15 protein-coding genes are annotated in these 14,936 nt (G+C 71.5%); 5 read left to right on the forward strand and 10 right to left on the reverse strand.

Annotation, left to right across the window (positions count from 1 at the left end):
- Positions 1 to 966 carry an endonuclease/exonuclease/phosphatase family protein gene (locus ACGFNP_RS28420; protein ID WP_358313132.1) on the reverse strand — a complete coding sequence of 322 codons (966 nt, stop codon included), beginning with the start codon at positions 964 to 966 and terminating at the stop codon, positions 1 to 3.
- A gap of 54 nt (positions 967 to 1,020) precedes the next feature.
- A complete protein-coding gene (locus tag ACGFNP_RS28425) occupies positions 1,021 to 1,770 on the reverse strand; it encodes an IclR family transcriptional regulator (protein WP_393324054.1) in 750 nt (249 codons plus the stop codon).
- 6 nt (positions 1,771 to 1,776) lie between these two features.
- Between ACGFNP_RS28425 and ACGFNP_RS28430 the strand changes: the two genes are divergently transcribed.
- Genes ACGFNP_RS28430 through ACGFNP_RS28440 form a run of 3 tightly spaced genes read left to right on the forward strand, consistent with a single transcriptional unit; the run spans position 1,777 to position 4,391 of the window.
- On the forward strand, positions 1,777 to 2,859 hold the full coding sequence (locus ACGFNP_RS28430) for a cupin domain-containing protein (protein ID WP_393324057.1): 1,083 nt from the start codon (positions 1,777 to 1,779) through the stop codon (positions 2,857 to 2,859).
- 28 nt (positions 2,860 to 2,887) lie between these two features.
- Positions 2,888 to 3,709: a fumarylacetoacetate hydrolase family protein gene (locus tag ACGFNP_RS28435; RefSeq protein ID WP_358313123.1), complete on the forward strand. Its 822-nt coding sequence runs from the start codon at positions 2,888 to 2,890 to the stop codon at positions 3,707 to 3,709.
- Positions 3,702 to 4,391 carry a maleylpyruvate isomerase family mycothiol-dependent enzyme gene (locus ACGFNP_RS28440; RefSeq protein WP_393324061.1) on the forward strand — a complete coding sequence of 230 codons (690 nt, stop codon included), beginning with the start codon at positions 3,702 to 3,704 and terminating at the stop codon, positions 4,389 to 4,391. The genes ACGFNP_RS28435 and ACGFNP_RS28440 overlap by 8 nt, the downstream gene beginning before the upstream one ends.
- On the opposite strand, the gene ACGFNP_RS28445 is transcribed toward ACGFNP_RS28440, so the two are convergent.
- Genes ACGFNP_RS28445 through ACGFNP_RS28455 form a run of 3 tightly spaced genes read right to left on the reverse strand, consistent with a single transcriptional unit; the run spans position 4,333 to position 7,698 of the window.
- A complete protein-coding gene (locus ACGFNP_RS28445) occupies positions 4,333 to 5,532 on the reverse strand; it encodes a GDSL-type esterase/lipase family protein (RefSeq protein ID WP_393324064.1) in 1,200 nt (399 codons plus the stop codon). The genes ACGFNP_RS28440 and ACGFNP_RS28445 overlap by 59 nt on opposite strands.
- A 4-nt stretch (positions 5,533 to 5,536) precedes the next feature.
- On the reverse strand, positions 5,537 to 6,304 hold the full coding sequence (locus tag ACGFNP_RS28450; protein ID WP_393324067.1) for an SDR family NAD(P)-dependent oxidoreductase: 768 nt from the start codon (positions 6,302 to 6,304) through the stop codon (positions 5,537 to 5,539).
- A gap of 8 nt (positions 6,305 to 6,312) precedes the next feature.
- Positions 6,313 to 7,698 (reverse strand): DHA2 family efflux MFS transporter permease subunit, encoded by a 1,386-nt coding sequence (locus ACGFNP_RS28455; protein ID WP_393324069.1) that lies wholly within the window; start codon positions 7,696 to 7,698, stop codon positions 6,313 to 6,315.
- A 78-nt stretch (positions 7,699 to 7,776) separates the two neighbouring features.
- Here ACGFNP_RS28455 and ACGFNP_RS28460 point away from each other — a divergent pair, with 78 nt between their 5' ends.
- Positions 7,777 to 8,424, forward strand: a complete 648-nt coding sequence (locus ACGFNP_RS28460) for a TetR/AcrR family transcriptional regulator (protein WP_393324072.1) — start codon at positions 7,777 to 7,779, stop codon at positions 8,422 to 8,424.
- Here ACGFNP_RS28460 and ACGFNP_RS28465 read toward each other — a convergent pair.
- From ACGFNP_RS28465 to ACGFNP_RS28480, 4 genes are all read right to left on the reverse strand, one after another.
- Positions 8,402 to 9,976, reverse strand: a complete 1,575-nt coding sequence (locus tag ACGFNP_RS28465; protein ID WP_393324075.1) for a heparinase II/III family protein — start codon at positions 9,974 to 9,976, stop codon at positions 8,402 to 8,404. The genes ACGFNP_RS28460 and ACGFNP_RS28465 overlap by 23 nt on opposite strands.
- A 244-nt stretch (positions 9,977 to 10,220) precedes the next feature.
- Positions 10,221 to 11,102: a CU044_5270 family protein gene (locus ACGFNP_RS28470; RefSeq protein WP_393324078.1), complete on the reverse strand. Its 882-nt coding sequence runs from the start codon at positions 11,100 to 11,102 to the stop codon at positions 10,221 to 10,223.
- A complete protein-coding gene (locus ACGFNP_RS28475; RefSeq protein WP_358313100.1) occupies positions 11,095 to 11,712 on the reverse strand; it encodes an RNA polymerase sigma factor in 618 nt (205 codons plus the stop codon). Before ACGFNP_RS28475 ends, ACGFNP_RS28470 begins: the two co-directional genes overlap by 8 nt.
- Before the next feature lie 52 nt (positions 11,713 to 11,764).
- Positions 11,765 to 12,694: an ArsR/SmtB family transcription factor gene (locus ACGFNP_RS28480; protein WP_393324081.1), complete on the reverse strand. Its 930-nt coding sequence runs from the start codon at positions 12,692 to 12,694 to the stop codon at positions 11,765 to 11,767.
- A gap of 152 nt (positions 12,695 to 12,846) precedes the next feature.
- Here ACGFNP_RS28480 and ACGFNP_RS28485 point away from each other — a divergent pair, with 152 nt between their 5' ends.
- Positions 12,847 to 14,064, forward strand: coding sequence for an MFS transporter (locus tag ACGFNP_RS28485; protein ID WP_393324083.1), 1,218 nt, complete (start codon positions 12,847 to 12,849; stop codon positions 14,062 to 14,064).
- A gap of 27 nt (positions 14,065 to 14,091) precedes the next feature.
- Here ACGFNP_RS28485 and ACGFNP_RS28490 read toward each other — a convergent pair whose 3' ends face one another.
- Complete coding sequence (locus ACGFNP_RS28490) at positions 14,092 to 14,841, reverse strand: GNAT family N-acetyltransferase (protein ID WP_393324086.1); 750 nt, start codon at positions 14,839 to 14,841, stop codon at positions 14,092 to 14,094.
- Positions 14,842 to 14,936 lie beyond the last annotated feature (95 nt).

Here is a 14,936-nt window from a genome sequence, read left to right on the forward strand (position 1 = left end):
CTACGGCTGGACCCGCAGGTCGGCGAAGACCGCCCGATGGTCCGATCCGGGAATGTCGTACACATGTACGCCGGCCGCCCCCGCACGGCTGTCGGTCAGCACATGGTCGAGAGTCAGCAGCGGCGGCAACCTGCGCGGCCCCCAGGTGGGCGCCAGGCCCTGCCCGGTGGACGCCGCTGCGTCGGTGTAGCCGGTGGCCAGCAAGCGCCGGAACACGGCATGGTCCAACGAGGCGTTGAAGTCGCCCGCCAGGATCCGTGGCAGGCCGGTGGCCGGAGCAGCGGGCGGCAGCGTGGCGACCCCGGCCTCCCACTCCGCCACCGTGGAGGGCACCGGCGCCACCGGATGCACGACCACGACCTGCACCGCCGACCCGCCCGGCAGCGCCACCTCCACCACGGGCATGTGGTGCCCGACCGGTTGGAACACTCCGGTCCGCTCCCGCAGGGGGAGGCGGGCGTACACGCCGCTGCCGTCCGCCCCCCAGTTCTCCGGTTGGACCACCTGGTACGGCAGCAGCTTCGCCAGCCCGGCCGCTTCCAGCCTGTCACGTTCCAACCAGGTCAGCTCCTGCAGGCTGAGCACGTCCACGTTCAGCCGGCGCGCCAGGTCGACGATCGTCCCCGCGTCTCCGCGTCCGCCGGCGAGGTTCGCGGTCAGCACCCGAAACGGCCGCCCCGTGGCCGCGGCCGTACCGCTGACCGCCCGCGGGACCACGCACCAGGCAAGACAGACGCACACCGCCAGCATGATCACGATCGCGACCCGGTTCCGCGCGATGATCACCAGTCCCAGCACGACCAGCGCCGCGAGCGCGAAATAGGGCGTGAGGGAGACCAGCGGCACCAGCAGGGCTCCGGCCTCCAGGCCGCCCAGCCGCACCGTCGTTCCCAGCGCGAACAGCACCGCGACCCCGACGGCCGGCCACGCTCTCCAGCGTCGTCGTGGCCGAGCCGGCACTGTCACGCTGGAGACCTTGTCCACTAGCACAACCACGAACTTAGGTGGCCATCCTTAAAATCAGATGAAGTCGTTCAGAGCCTGCTCGACCTCGGCGACCGCGCGTCTCAGCTCCGCCGCGAGCACCCCCACCCGATCCCCGCCGAACCGGGCGGAGGGCACCGCGATCGACAGCGCGGCCACGGCCGACCCCCGGCCGTCGTGCACGGCGCAGCCGATGGCCGAGACGCCCTGCTCGGTGCCGTCGATGTTGAGCGCGTAGCCGCGTACCCGGATCTCGTCGAGCTCGCGCGTCAACGCGGCCCGCTCCGCGTCCGGCAGATCGGGATAGAGCTCCCGCAGCCGCTCGCGGGGCAGCGCGGCCAGCAGCACCTTGCCGCCAGACGCGCGATCGGCGGGCAGGATCGTGCCCCGGCGGTCGCCCACGTGCAGGATCTGCGCGGACTCCGCGCTGTGCAGGAAACGCACTTCCGTGCCGACCCGCACCATGAGGTTGACGGTCTCCCGCACCCGCGCGCACAGCGCCTCCATCGCCGGCCTGGCCCTGGCCCGCAACTCGCGCAGCGCGGAGCCGCTCGCGGCGCCCGGCGCGGAGGCGAGGAAGGGGCCCGGCAGGTACGTGTGATGCTCGTCCTGTACGGCGAAGTCCCGATAGACCAGCATCGCCAGCAGCCGGTGCGCGGTCGAGCGGGCGATGCCGAGCTCGCGCGCCACGTCGGCGACCTTGAGCCGTCCCTGGTCACGCAGCATGTGCAGGAGGAGGAGCACGTTGTCGACCGACCCGAGCGCGTACGGAGGACGATTCTTCACAGCAGAATGCTAGTGCAGTATGCAGAATCTCGTCCTAACGTGGTCGCCATGACCCCAGAAGAGCGGCTTTATGCCGACTTCACGGCAGAGCACCTGATCCCGCTCTGGACCCAGGTCGGCGATCTGATGCCGGCCCACCCCAAGCCGAAGGCCAGGCCACACGTGTGGGCCTGGAAGACGCTGCACCCGCTGGCCGAGCGGGCCGGCGATCTGGTGCCCGTCGGCCGGGGCGGCGAGCGCCGCGCGATCGCGCTGGCCAACCCCGGGCTGAACGGCCTGCCGTACGCGACGCCGACCTTGTGGGCGGCCATCCAGTACCTGGGCCCGCGCGAGATCGCCCCCGAGCACCGGCACACCCAGAACGCCTTCCGCTTCGTCGTCGAGGGCGAAGGCGTGTGGACCGTGGTCAACGGCGACCCGGTGGCGATGCGGCGCGGCGACTTCCTCCTCACCCCCGGCTGGCACTTCCACGGCCACCACAACACCACGGACGCGCCGATGGCGTGGATCGACGGGCTGGACATCCCGTTCGTCCACCACACCGACACCTCGTTCTTCGAGTTCGGCCCCGACCAGGTCACCGACACCACGACCCCGCACGTGTCCCGTTCGGAGCGGCTGTGGGCGCACCCGGGGCTGCGGCCGCTCTCGGCTCTGGGCGCCACGCCCAGCTCGCCGATCGCCGCCTACCGCTGGGAGCACACCGACCGCGCGCTCGACGAGCAGCTGGCGCTGGAGGACGAGGGTCATCCCGGGCCGGTCGAGCCGGGCCACGCCGCTGTCCGTTACACCAACCCGACCACCGGCGGCGATGTCATGCCGACGATCAGGGCCGAGTTCCACCGGCTGCGTCCCGGTGCCGTCACCGCCCCGCGCAGGGAGGTGGGGTCGTCGGTCTACCAGGTGTTCGACGGTGAGGGCACGGTCACCCTCGACGGCGTGGAGCGTACCCTGACCAGGGGCGATCTCGTCGTGGTGCCGTCCTGGTGCGCGTGGTCGTTCCGGGCCGGCAGCCGCTTCGACCTGTTCCGCTTCGCCGACACGCCCGTCTTCGAGGGCCTGCACCAGTATCGAGAGGAGCTTCTGTGAAGCTCCCGTTCCACCGAGAGGAAAACGCGTGAAGCTCGCGACCCTGCGACTGCCCCGCGGCACCACCGCCGCCCGTGTCGACGGCGAGTACGCCGTGGAGATCGGGGCACCCGACGTCGGGGCGCTGCTCGCCCAGCCCGGCTGGCCCGAGCTGGCCGCCGCCGCGGACGGCCCGAGGCACCCGCTCGCCGGCGCGGACCTCGCCCCCGTGGTGCCGCGTCCTGGAAAGATCATTTGTGTCGGGCTCAACTACCGCAACCACATCCTGGAGATGGGCCGCGAGTTGCCCGCGTATCCCACGCTGTTCGCCAAGTTCGCCGACGCCCTGATCGGCCCGTACGACGACATCGTGCTCCCCGCCGTCTCGGAGGCCGTGGACTGGGAGGCCGAGCTCGCCGTCGTCATCGGCACGGAGGTACGGCACGCCTCGCCCGAACAGGCCCAGGCCGCCATCGCAGGCTACTCGGTGCTCAACGACGTGACGGCCCGCGACTACCAGAACCGCACGCTGCAGTGGCTCCAGGGCAAGACGTTCGAGTCCACCACCCCGTTCGGCCCCTACCTCGTCACGCCCGACGAACTCGACGGCGCGCTGACCATGCGGTGCGAGATCAACGGGGAGGTGGTGCAGGAGGCGGACACGGCCGACCTGGTGTTCCCGCCGGCCGAGCTGATCGCGTACCTGTCGGAGATCCTCACCCTGCGCCCCGGCGACGTGATCGCGACCGGCACTCCGGGCGGGGTGGGGCACGCCCGCAAGCCGCCGCGCTACCTCGCCGACGGCGACAAGGTCGTGACCCGGATCGCGGGCGTCGGCGAGCTGGTCAACGTGGCGCGCCGCGATGGCTGACCTGGCCTGGCTCGACTCCGGCACCGCGTACTTCGCCGCCCGCCTCGACGGAGCCGACCTCGACCGGCCCAGCCGCCTCCCTGGCTGGACCGGGCGGCACCTGGTGGCCCACGTCGCCTGCAACGCGTCGGCGCTCGGGCGGCTCGCCCATTGGGCACGGACCGGCGAGGAGACGCCGATGTACGCGAGCGCGGAGGCGCGGGAGGCCGAGATCGAGGAGCGGGCGCGGCTCTCGCCCGCCGAACTCCTCGTCCTGGCCGAAGAGAGCGCCGCACGGCTGCGGGCGGCGCTGGAGGACCTGTCGGCTCAGCAGTGGGAGACGCGGGTACGCACCGCGCAGGGCCGCATGGTGCCCGCCTCGGAGATCCCCTGGATGCGGGCCCGCGAGATGTGGATCCACGCGGTGGACCTGGGGACGGGCGGGCGGTTCGAGGACTTCCCGCCCGGGTTCGTGGACGCGCTGCTCACGGACGTCACCGAGCTGTGGGCACGGCGGGGGCAGGGCCCCGCCGTGGTGCTCGCACCGACCGACAGGCAACGGGTCTGGCGAGTGACCACCGAGCCGGCGGACGCGCCGGACGCGGACCGGGTGAGCGGGACGGCCGCCGAGCTGGCCGCCTGGATCACCGGCCGAGGCCCGGCCCCCGACCCTGCGGCGCCCGCGCTCGGCCGCTGGCTCTAGGAAGGCCCTCGCTTTCAAGTACGGCTCTGGCGACGATGTCGGCCATGGCCTCGGCTCCCGCGTCGTTGGGATGGATGTGATCGCCGCTGTCGTAGTCGGACCGCAGGACAGCCGGCGCGGCCGGGTCGCGCAGCGCGCGATCCAGGTCCGCGACGGCGTCGACGTGGGCGCGGATCCACTGGTTGACGCGCTGCCGGGTCCGTTCCCCCTCGGGGGTGTCGAATCCGGGGCTGACACCGTCCGCTCCGCCGAAGGGCGTCAGGGTCGCGACGACCGCCGTCAGCCCCGCTCGCGCGGCTTGCCGGGCGAGCGAGCCGAGCCCGTCGATGAGCTCGTCCGCCGGTACGGCGGGCAGACCCAGCATGCCCGGCAGGCCGATGTCGTTGAGCCCCAGCTCCACGACGACGTGCGTCATCCCCGGCGCGGCGAGCACGTCGCGCTCGAACCGGGCGATGCCGCGTTCGCCGAAGACGTCACTGAGCAGCCTGTTGCCGGCGATGCCGAGGTTGATCACGGAGGTGTCGGCGAGTCTGCCGGCCAGCAGGTCGGGATATCGATGGTGGGTACCGTGGCTGGTGCCCACTCCGTCGGTGAGTGAGTCGCCGAAGGCCGCGACCACCCGGCGGCCCTCGGGCGCCCCGATGTCGATGCCGCCCAGGTGAAACCGGGATTCCACCTCTTCGGCACCCGTCAGGTGCGTCCGGGAGACGGCGTCACCCGCTACCACGTAACCGGTCTGCAGGGCGAAGGGATGGTAGGTGGCCGGCCCGGCAGCTGAGGCGTGATAGGTGCTGACCGCCAGGTCGCTCTCGCCCGCTATGGCGAAGTCGACGGGATCGCTCACGGCTTCGGCCCCGGCGTCGATCGTCACCTGCCCTGTCCCCTCGAAGGTGACCGCGGTGTCGGTGCCCGCCCTGATCGAGGATCGGGTGTCGTGCGTGGCCACGCTGGTCCGGGTGATGGTGAGGGGTTGCTTGCCGTACTGGTTGCTGAGGCGTATCCGCAGCCGATCACCGGCCCCGCGGACGCGCACGACCTGACGCAGCGTCTGGTCGTTGAAGGCACGCGAGGGGTGGATGAGCGTCATCGACTCGTACGCGCTGACCGGGGCTGACCTGAAGGCCGCCGTCCAGGTGGTCATATGTTCAGCCCTCCAGAGAGCGCAGCAGGTGGCGGGTGATGTCGCCGAGCCGCGCGGCGGCCTCGGACGAGAACGACGGGTGGTCCAGACTGATCGGCTCGTTCCGCATGAAGGCGCTGAGCGGGGCGGCAGGCGGGTCGTCGACGCGGGCGATGAGGGGTTTGACGCCTTCGGCGACCGGCGCGCCGTACCTCTTGAGCGACTCGACGTGGGCGGCGGTCGCGGCGTCGTACTCGCCGCGGAAGGCGGTGGACACGGGCCCGGGATTGATCAGGACATATCGGGTAAGGGCGCTCGGCCGCCCGGCGGCGAAGGCGGTGCCGAGCAGGTCATTGGCCCGCCCGGCCTGCATCTGGGCGGCCACCCCGTCATATCCGCGCTCCAGCATCAGGTCGTCCCAGTGGACGCGGCCCATGGGGACGCCCGGGCCGGACACGTTGACGATGACGCCGGGATCGGTCAGGCCATGGCTGAGGAGGTAGCGGCTCAGGTACTCCAGCGCGAAGGTGGCCTCCAATCCCTCGGCGGTGACGAACCGGGTGGAGCGGAAGTACCTGGCGCACAGCACGAGCGCGTCGACGGCCGGGAAGGCGGTGTTGATCTCGTCGATGACCCGCCTGTTCTCGCTGACCAGGCTCAGGTCGGCGGCGATGAGACGGGCGCCGGGAAGGGCCTTGTCCTTGTCGCGGCCGACGATGACGACGGTGTCGCCGCGGCGGAGGTAGGTGCGGGCGAGCTCTTTGCCCATCCCGTCGGTGCCACCTGTGATCACCAAGGTCTTCAAAGGGAGGCCTTTCCGGTCAGAACGGGTTCAGGAGCGGTCGACGGACGGCCGGGCAGGAGCGGGATGACGGCCAGGACGATCGCGATCATGGCGAGGGCGAACCAGAAGACGCCGTGGAAGCCGGTGATCGGGTCACCGGCGGTCTGCAGGACGAGCGTGACCAGGGCGACGCCCAGCGCGGCGCCGAGCTGGTTGAGCATGTAGAGCACGGAGCTGCCCTGCGCCACCAGCGGGCCGGGCAGGCTGCGATAGAGCGAGCCCATGGTCGGGGCGCTGAAGCAGCCCATGCCGAGCCCGATCGCCAACGCGGCCAGCACCGGCCAGACCTCGGCGGTGCCGGCGCCGATCCGGGTGAAGGCCAGCGCGCTGAGCCCGGCGACGACCGCGCCCGCCACCGCCAGGCCGCGGGCGCCGAACCGGTCCGACAGCCGTCCGGCCAGCGGCATGGCGATCGCCCCACCCAGCCCCGCGGGAGCCATCAGCAGTCCGGCGGTGAGCACGTCGTGCCCGTGCGCCTGCTGGTAGTACAGCGGCAGGGCGAACAGCGTCGCGAAGTTGGCCAGGCCGCCGAGCCCCATGATGGTGACACTGGCGACGAAGCCGCGACTGGCGAACAGCCTGAGTTCGATCAGGGCCGGCGTGTCGCGGGCCCGCAACGCGTGCACGGCATAGCCGGCGAGCAGCGCCGCGCCTGAGACCAGCGGCAGCACGATGCGCCCGCCCTGCTCGGCCGACTGTGACAACGCGAGCACCAGAGCCGCGAAACCGGGCGCGAGCAGGGCCAGGCCCAGGACGTCGAGCCGGGTCCGTGTCCGGTCCGCCGACTGGTCGGCGGGCACCACGCGCCGCGCGAGCAGGTAGGCGAGCACGCCGACGGGCACGCTGAGCAGGAACATCCAGCGCCAGCCCAGGGCGTCGAGCACCGCGCCGCCCGCGACCGGCCCCAGGACGGGCCCGAGCGACAGCACCACTCCCATCAACCCCATCACCCGTCCCGCGTGGCGCGGTCCCGCGGCGCGGGCCAGCAGGATCAGCACCAGTGGGTCGAGGATCCCGGCGCCGACCCCCTGGGCGGCGCGGAAGACGATCAGGCTGCCGACGTTCCAGGCCAGCCCGGCGGCCAGCGAGCCCGCCACGAACACCGTCAGGCCCGCCAGCCAGAGCCGTTTGCCGCCGAACCGGTCGACCGCCCAGGTGGTGAACGGGATGGTGGCGGTGACGGCCAGCAGGAAGCCGGTCGAGGCCCAGCCGACGGTGCTCAGCGAGGTGCCGAACGCGGTGGCCAGCGTGCCGGTGGCCACGGCCGCCATCGTGCTGTTGAGAATGCCCAGCAGCCCGCCGAGCAGGATCACGGCGATCCTCGCCAATAATTTTGAACTCATTGGTTCAACATAGTTATCCAGCGCGTTTATTCGCAACTAGACAGTTCATGCTGTTGAACCCGCTGGTATAGTCCACGCATGACCACATCGCACGGGCGGATCGACAAGCGGCAGGCGATCTTGCGGGGCGCGTTCGCGGTGTTCGCCCGGCAGGGCTACGCCCAGGCCTGCGTCCAGGAGATCGCCGACGAGGCGGGAGTGGCCAAGCCGACGGTCTACAACCACCTCACCGACAAAGCCACCCTGTTCAAGCACGCCGTCCAGGAGGCGGCGCAGCTCGCTCTCCAACAGCGACTGGCCGCGCTGGAGCCGCTCGCCGCGCCCGGTGACGACCTGCGCGCCACGATCGAGGGCGTCGGCCACGAACTGCTGCGCCTCCACTGCGACGAGCACTCCTGCGCGCTGCGACGACTCCTCTACTCGGAGATCACCCGTTTCCCTGACATCCTCGACGTCGTCCTCGAGTCCGGTCCGCACCGGCTCACCCAGGCGCTGGCCGATCGGCTGGCCCGCCTCACCCTCTCCGGCCGCCTGCGCGCCACCGACCCCGAGCGGGCAGCCGAGCAGCTACTCGCCCTGCTCGTCGGCCCCTTGGAGGCCCGCTCTCGTATGGGCACCCGCCCCATCGACGACGATGAGCTGTGGGAGGTGACCCGTGCCGCCGTCGACACATTCCTCCAGGTCTACGGCGCCGCCGACCGGATCACTGCAGTCGTGACCCCCTGAACGTGACCGGTCCGCCGGGCGTACGCACCGTGATCAGGTCGCCCTCCGCCGAGACCGCCGGGTCCGCGCCGCCCGGCACGATCACGGTGAGCAGCCGGGAAGCCTCCGGCGACGACACCGTCACGGTCTCCGCCGTCCGGAGGTAGCCCGGTGAGACCGTGCCTCGCTGTACCGTCTGACCGCCCACCGGCCTGCCGCCGGTCGTGAGCTGCAGGAGCGTCACGCGGCGGGCATCGTCACCCAGCACCACGACGCCGTCACGTTGATCGACCAGCCGGAGCGACGGGTCGAAGTGCCACAAACCGCGCACCGCGTACCCCTCCGGAACCGAGTCCAGCACCGCCATCAGGTCTGATCCATGGCTGACCAGGACCTCGCGCGTACGGCGCACGCCATAGGCGTCGTCGCTGAGCCGGAACGACTGCCGCGACGCGCCGATGTCAGCGGCGTCCAGGCGCGTCGCCGTACCCGCTCGGAAGCCGGCGCCAACCACGGCGGGTACGTTGTGCGCGTCGGGCGAGCTGGTCCACGCCACGTAGTCCGTCTTCTCGTATGAGTGGAAACCGGCCTCGACCAGCACCGGACGACCCTGCGCGTGATAGGTGACGCCGAGGTGGTCCTCATGCCCGTGCAGCCGCCGCCCCGGCCCGAACCTGATCGAGTAGAACGCCGACTCCGGGTCGCCCCACGCGGTCCTGCCGAAGACGTACCCGCCGTCGAAGACCCGCACCGCCACCCCGTCGTGCGCGAACCCGGCCGCCCGCGTGTCAGCCGGACTGTCCCCGAGAGGTGCCAGGAAGCCGTCGGGCTGCGTGGCATGGGCAATGTACGCTTCGAGGGCGCTCCGGCGCCCTGCCAGCCGTTCCGGGATCCCGGCCCCGCTCTCCTCGATCGCCCGTAAGGCCACCCCCAGCCGCCGGTGCACGTACAGCCCGTACCTCGGTGCCTGCTCGTGCAGCACACCCTGCTCGTCGATGGCGAGCTCGGCCGAGGCGAGCATCCGGCGGATCGCCAGGTCACGCCAGCCGTCCCGGCCCAGGCGGCAGCCCACCACCAGCAGCGCGATGTCCTGGTCGAGGCCGTGGTTGTGGCCCTGACGGTAGAGCGCCGGGTCGGACAGGATCCCGCCGTGCTCGGCGAGGCTGTCCAGCAGGCGGGGGCTGTCCACGTGGGCGCTGAGGCACACCAGCGCGGGGGCGCGCAGCGCCACGGCGTGCTCGGCCCAGGCCCAGGGGCTGACGTCGGCGCCGCCGCGCGGGTTCTTGCGCATCCAGTCGTCGGCCACGATTTCGGCCTGGTCGAGGCAGGCCCGGTCGCCCGAACGCTCGTACTCGGCGACCAGGCGGCCCATCCAGCGCAGGGTGTGCAGGTTCAGGGCCCAGGAGCGGTTGCCGTGCGGGTTCAGCCGCCAGTCGATGTCCTGGCCGAGGTCCACCGGGGGCAGGCTGACGAAGGTCACCCGCCCGGCCATCACCTCCGGCACCTTGATCGTGGGGAACTGGTCGGCCAGGCAGATCGCCGGGCCGAGCGCCTTACGGGCACGCCAGAACATGTGATGGCTCCTGATTTCGGGCGCGCGAAACCCAACGCGCGGCGCAGTCGGCGAAGCGCGAGGTTCACGTGCGATGGAAGGCGCGCGAGGTCCACGCGCGGCACAGTGCGTGGCGCGGGGGTCCGCGCGGGACGGTGTGTGGCGCGGGGGAGTGCGCGGTGGTCGGTGGGGTGCGGGTGGATCCCCGCAGGTGGGAGCGCCGAGGCCAGGAGGTCAGGGCACGGACGTGCCCTGACTTATGGGGTTACGGCCGTGTGCTCGCGGTTTCGGATACGGCCGGGCCCTTGTCGGTCCAACCGGCACCCAGCACCACCTCGGAGCGCTGCGTACCCCCGCCGTACACCCCCGCGCTGTCGATGCAGGACAGCACCTGCGAGCTGGCCACGTCGATGATCAGCGTCCGCTCGACAGCCGGGTCGCCGTCCAGCTCGAACGCGAAGGCGTCCCCGGTCCGGCCCCGCTGGTCCGTGCTCCGCCCCAGGTAGTGGACGTTCGGCAGGTCGCCGAGCAGCCGATAGGCCGCCGCCCGGACGCCCGGCGGCGACGGCTTGCTCCACAGCAGCCCGCTGACCGCATCCGCCAGGACACCGTCGCCGGACCCGGCGGGCAGCATCCCGACCACCCATTCCTTCAGCGCGGCCGGATCGGTCGGCAGCCGCTGGATCTGCTCGTACGTCAGATCCTTCCCGGCCATGCTGAACGGCGCCCTCTTGCCCGAGAACACGACGACCTTCCCGGACCGGCCCGCCATCCGCTCGCCCGTCCACGCCTTCCCGTCGCGGGTGGCCCAGAGGTCGGTGACCTTCGTGCCGTCGTGGAGCTTCTCGATGTGCCAGTACGTCCCCTTGCCCGCCGGGCCCGACGCCGCCGTGGTCGCGGCGGCCAGCAGGATCGACCGTCCGGAGACGGTTTCGCCCGCCGTACGAGGCGAAGCGAGCGCCACCACGGCCGCCACAGCGACCGCCGCCGCCGCGAGACCGCTCACGGCCGCCCGCCAGGAGAACAACCACGAGGTACGCGAGGAGGATCGCGACTCGGTCTCCAGCCGCTCGCGGACCCTGGCCTTGAGCGCCGGGTCGGCCGGCTGCTCGCCGTACAGTTCGCGGATCGACGACAGCTCATCCATGGTCGGCCTCCTCGAGGACGAGCATCGGATTGGCGCCGCCCAGGGAGCCACGCAGCTTCTTCCTGGCCCGGCTCAGCCGGGAGCCGACCGTGCCGTACGGGATGCCGAGCGCCGTGGCGATCTCCTCATGGCTCAGCCCGGCCAGCGCGACGAGCAGGATGACGTCGCGATCCCGCTGCTCCAGCCCCGCCAGCGCGGACGCCAGACTCGGCTGCAGGCTCTGGGCGCTGACCCGCGCGGACACCCGGTCCTCGTGACCAGGCGCGTCGCCGTCGGGACCGTACCGTCCCAGCGCGCGCAGCGTCCGCGCCTCCAGGCGGCGATGCTTGCCGATGAGCTTGGTCGCGATGCCGAACAGCCAGGACCGCACGGTCGCGCGCGCCGGGTCGTACTGCGCGCGCTTCCTGAACGCGATCAGGAAGGTGTCGGAGACGACGTCCTCGGCATGGTCCACGCCGAGCCGCTGGGCGACATAGCCGTGAATGTCGCCGAAATAGGCGTCGAACACCTCCCCGAACACCTCGGCGTCGACCAGTGACCCCGGAATGGCCTCGCCCCGGTCGACCGGCCCCCGGGCGGCGCGGCCGGAGATCCAGGGCAGCGCCGTCACCACGGCCGCCCTTTCACGATGCTTGCCCCGTCATGTGCCACCCTTCGAACGATCAGCGGATACCTCTTATCCCCCGATCCGCCCGATCGCTTTCACGGGCAGACGTCGTGTCTCCGGCAAGAAGCGCCTCGGCGACGGCCGTACGGGCATAGAGCACGTATCTTCCCGTACGGTGCGCACTGGCCAGTCCGGCTTTGCGGAGCGCGGTGAGATGCTGGTTCGCGCCTGGATCTGACAGGTCGAGGCGGGTGGCCAGCTCCCTGGTCGAGGCGGGCTGGTCGAGTTCGGCCAGCAGCCGGGCGCGGGTCCGGCCGAGCACGGCGGCCAGCGCTTCTGGCGGATCGCTCTCGCGGCGCTCCCAGAGCGTCGCGACGCCGCGCGGCGGGTAGCGGATCGTGGGCTGCCAGGGCGGGGTCGTGACGGAGAAGACCCGCGGCCAGGTGAACACCGACGGCACGAGCAACAGCCCCAGCCCGCGCAGCGGGCGCACTCCTTCGCAGACCGTCTTCGGCAGGCGGAGCGTCTCTCCCTCCCAGGTCACGGCCGCGTCGAGGTCGCTGAGCATGCGCCGCAGCCCACCCTCGGCCAGTGACCTGGCCCGGTAGAGCACGTCGCCTTCGAGCAGGGTGCCGATCCGGGGCCAGAACGGCGCGATGGCCGCTTCCCAGTAGCCGCGGATCTCCCCGGCCAGCCGCTCGAGGCCGCCCACGGGGTCGTCATGCAGCGCCTGGAGCGCTCTGGTGCGCGGACCGTCCCAGACATCGAGATCCTCCTGGACCCGGGGCGCCATCGCCGCCATCGTGGCAAGCTCCACCTCCAGATCGGGCACGGAGGTCGAGGGCGGCGGGCAGACGAAGCAGACGATCGAGGTCGTCGGCACGGGCACCAGGTCGGACAGCAACCGCCAGTCGACATCGGCGAGCGGCCGTCGTACCCGCTCCACCCAGGGTTTGAGTGCGGCATGCGCGGCCGGGTTCTTCACCACTCGGACGCTGGCGACGACCTCCCACAGAGGAGAAACGGCGAAGCGGACATTAGCTGCATCCTGCGCGGTGAATGTCAGTTCAAGGCTCATTCCATTAACCCTCTGCTTAATCAATGGCCGCCAGATCCACTATCGCATCATCTAGGGGCATGACAGCTGTTGCCGAGACCCCGCTCCTGCGTGAACCCTCCTTCAGAAACCTCTACTTGGCGTCGGCGGTCAGCCAGTTCGGCACCCAGGTCGGCTACGTGGCGATGCCCCTGCTCGCGGTGACCGCCCTCAACGCGGGACCCGGCGAAGTGGGCCTGCTCAGCGCGCTCACCACGATCACCGTGCTCGTGCTGGGCCTGCCCGCCGGGGCCTGGGTGGACCGGGTCAGGCGTCGCCCCGTGATGATCGCGACGGACCTCGTCCGCGCTGTGCTCCTGGTGTCGGTGCCGGTCGCATGGTGGCTGGGCGCGCTCACCATGGCCCAGTTGTACGGCGTCGCGATCGCGTCGGGAGTCGGCACGCTCTTCTTCGACGTCGCCTCCCAGAGCACGGTCCCGTACCTGGTCGGCCGCGACCGGCTCACCGCCGCCAACTCGGTGCTCGTGGGCACGAACGCGGCGATGGACGTGAGCGGCAGAAGCGCCGCCGGAGTGCTGGTGACCTTCGCGGGCGCGCCGGTGGCGATCCTGCTCGACGCGCTCACCTACCTGTGGTCGGCCCTGTGGCTGCGGCGGATCAGCACACCCGAACCTCCACCGGCCCCCGTCCCCGGCGAGCGGCTCGGACGGCAGATCGGCGAGGGGGTCCGGTACCTGTTCGGCAACCGGATCCTCGTCGCCGTCGCGGTACAGGGCGGTCTGTCGAACCTCGGGTTCCCGCTCTGCTCGACGCTGCTGCCCGTGCTCCTCGTGAATGACCTCGGGCAGCCCGCCTGGGTGCTCGGGGCCTACCTCGCCGTCGGTGGGCTGGGCACGCTGGCCGGTTCCTCGACGGCGCACCTGATCGGTCGTCGGCTCGGTCGCGGGCGTGGCGTGTGCGTCGTCGGCCTGGCTACCGCGCCGTTCGCGTTCCTGGTGCCGTTGGTCGGCTGGAGCGTCTGGATCTCGGCGGCCGCGTGGAGCCTCCTGTGCTTCCGGACAGGGATGAACAACGTGCTGCTCGTCAGCTTCAGGCAGCAGGTCACGCCCGACCCGATGCTCGGCCGGATGAACGCCACCATGCGCCTGATCCTGATGGGCGCGGTCGGCGTCGGCGGCCTGCTGGCGGGGCTCCTCGGCGAGATCTGGGGCTCCGGGGCCGCCATGTGGGCGGGCGCGTCGATCATGGCGCTCAGCTGGATCCCGATCTGGCTCAGCCCACTCCGCCGCGAAACCTGAAGCGAGATGTGCCGGTGGGCTGGTGTTCTAGCGGAGCGAGATGTGCAGCGCCTCGCCCACCTTCCGGTAGCCGACGCGGGCGTAGACCCGCGCGGCGCCGTCGTCGGCGGGGGTGAGGAACGGCATCGTGATCCCGGCGTCCGCGCCCGCGCGGGTCAGCAGCGCCGTGACCGCTCCCGCGATGCCCCGCCGCCGGTGTGAGGCACGCACCGCGATACCCGCGACCTCGGCGACCCCCTGATGCGGGCTGCCGATCTGCCCGGCGCCGAGCACCTCGCCGGTGATGGTGTCCACGGCGGCGGCCACGAGCCCACCGCCGTTCAGGACCCGCCGAAGCCGCGCGACGTCGTGCTCGTTGGCCTCCGGCGCCTCGAACGTCTCGTTCATCACCCGCGCGACGCGCCAGAGGCCGGCTTCATCCGTCACGAGCACGACCCGGACGGCTGAGTCGACGGGCGCGTCCACCGCCTCGTCCGGCGAGCACACCAGGACCGGGTAGCGGCCTTCCTCGGTGAACCCGGCCACGAGCAGCGCGTCCTCCACCTTCGGCGCCGCCTGCGGCAGGTACTCCAACCGTGGTGTCCGCGCCCGCTCACGGAACACCGCGACCAGCGCGGCGACCTCGTCCGCCGTGGGGGCGCTGTGGTCGTCGGGTACGGCGTAGTTGAACGGGAGCGCGTCGTCATGCTCATCGAACCGGATCACGAACGGCCCGGCCCGATGCGCCCGAGCCCCCGCCACCGACCTGAGATAAGCGTGTACGGCGGAATCCAGCACGTAAGGGTCCTCTCCGCAGAACGATGATCACTACAAATTAGGTCCCGGCGGGTGCCCAGACAACTGATTTGGGGCGCTGTTGACGTTACGTCCAG

The sequence above is a fragment of the Nonomuraea sp. NPDC049269 genome (assembly GCF_043197155.1).
Taxonomy (GTDB): Bacteria; Actinomycetota; Actinomycetes; order Streptosporangiales; family Streptosporangiaceae; genus Nonomuraea.

Coding starts and splice junctions, on each gene's coding strand:
- ACGFNP_RS28430 (WP_393324057.1), top strand. CDS start 1,777: ATGCTAGTGCAGTATGCAGAATCTCGTCCTAACGTGGTCGCCATGACC.
- ACGFNP_RS28440 (WP_393324061.1), top strand. CDS start 3,702: ATGGCTGACCTGGCCTGGCTCGACTCCGGCACCGCGTACTTCGCCGCC.
- ACGFNP_RS28445 (WP_393324064.1), bottom strand. CDS start 5,532: ATGACCACCTGGACGGCGGCCTTCAGGTCAGCCCCGGTCAGCGCGTAC.
- ACGFNP_RS28455 (WP_393324069.1), bottom strand. CDS start 7,698: ATGAGTTCAAAATTATTGGCGAGGATCGCCGTGATCCTGCTCGGCGGG.
- ACGFNP_RS28460 (WP_393324072.1), top strand. CDS start 7,777: ATGACCACATCGCACGGGCGGATCGACAAGCGGCAGGCGATCTTGCGG.
- ACGFNP_RS28465 (WP_393324075.1), bottom strand. CDS start 9,976: ATGTTCTGGCGTGCCCGTAAGGCGCTCGGCCCGGCGATCTGCCTGGCC.
- ACGFNP_RS28470 (WP_393324078.1), bottom strand. CDS start 11,102: ATGGATGAGCTGTCGTCGATCCGCGAACTGTACGGCGAGCAGCCGGCC.
- ACGFNP_RS28485 (WP_393324083.1), top strand. CDS start 12,847: ATGACAGCTGTTGCCGAGACCCCGCTCCTGCGTGAACCCTCCTTCAGA.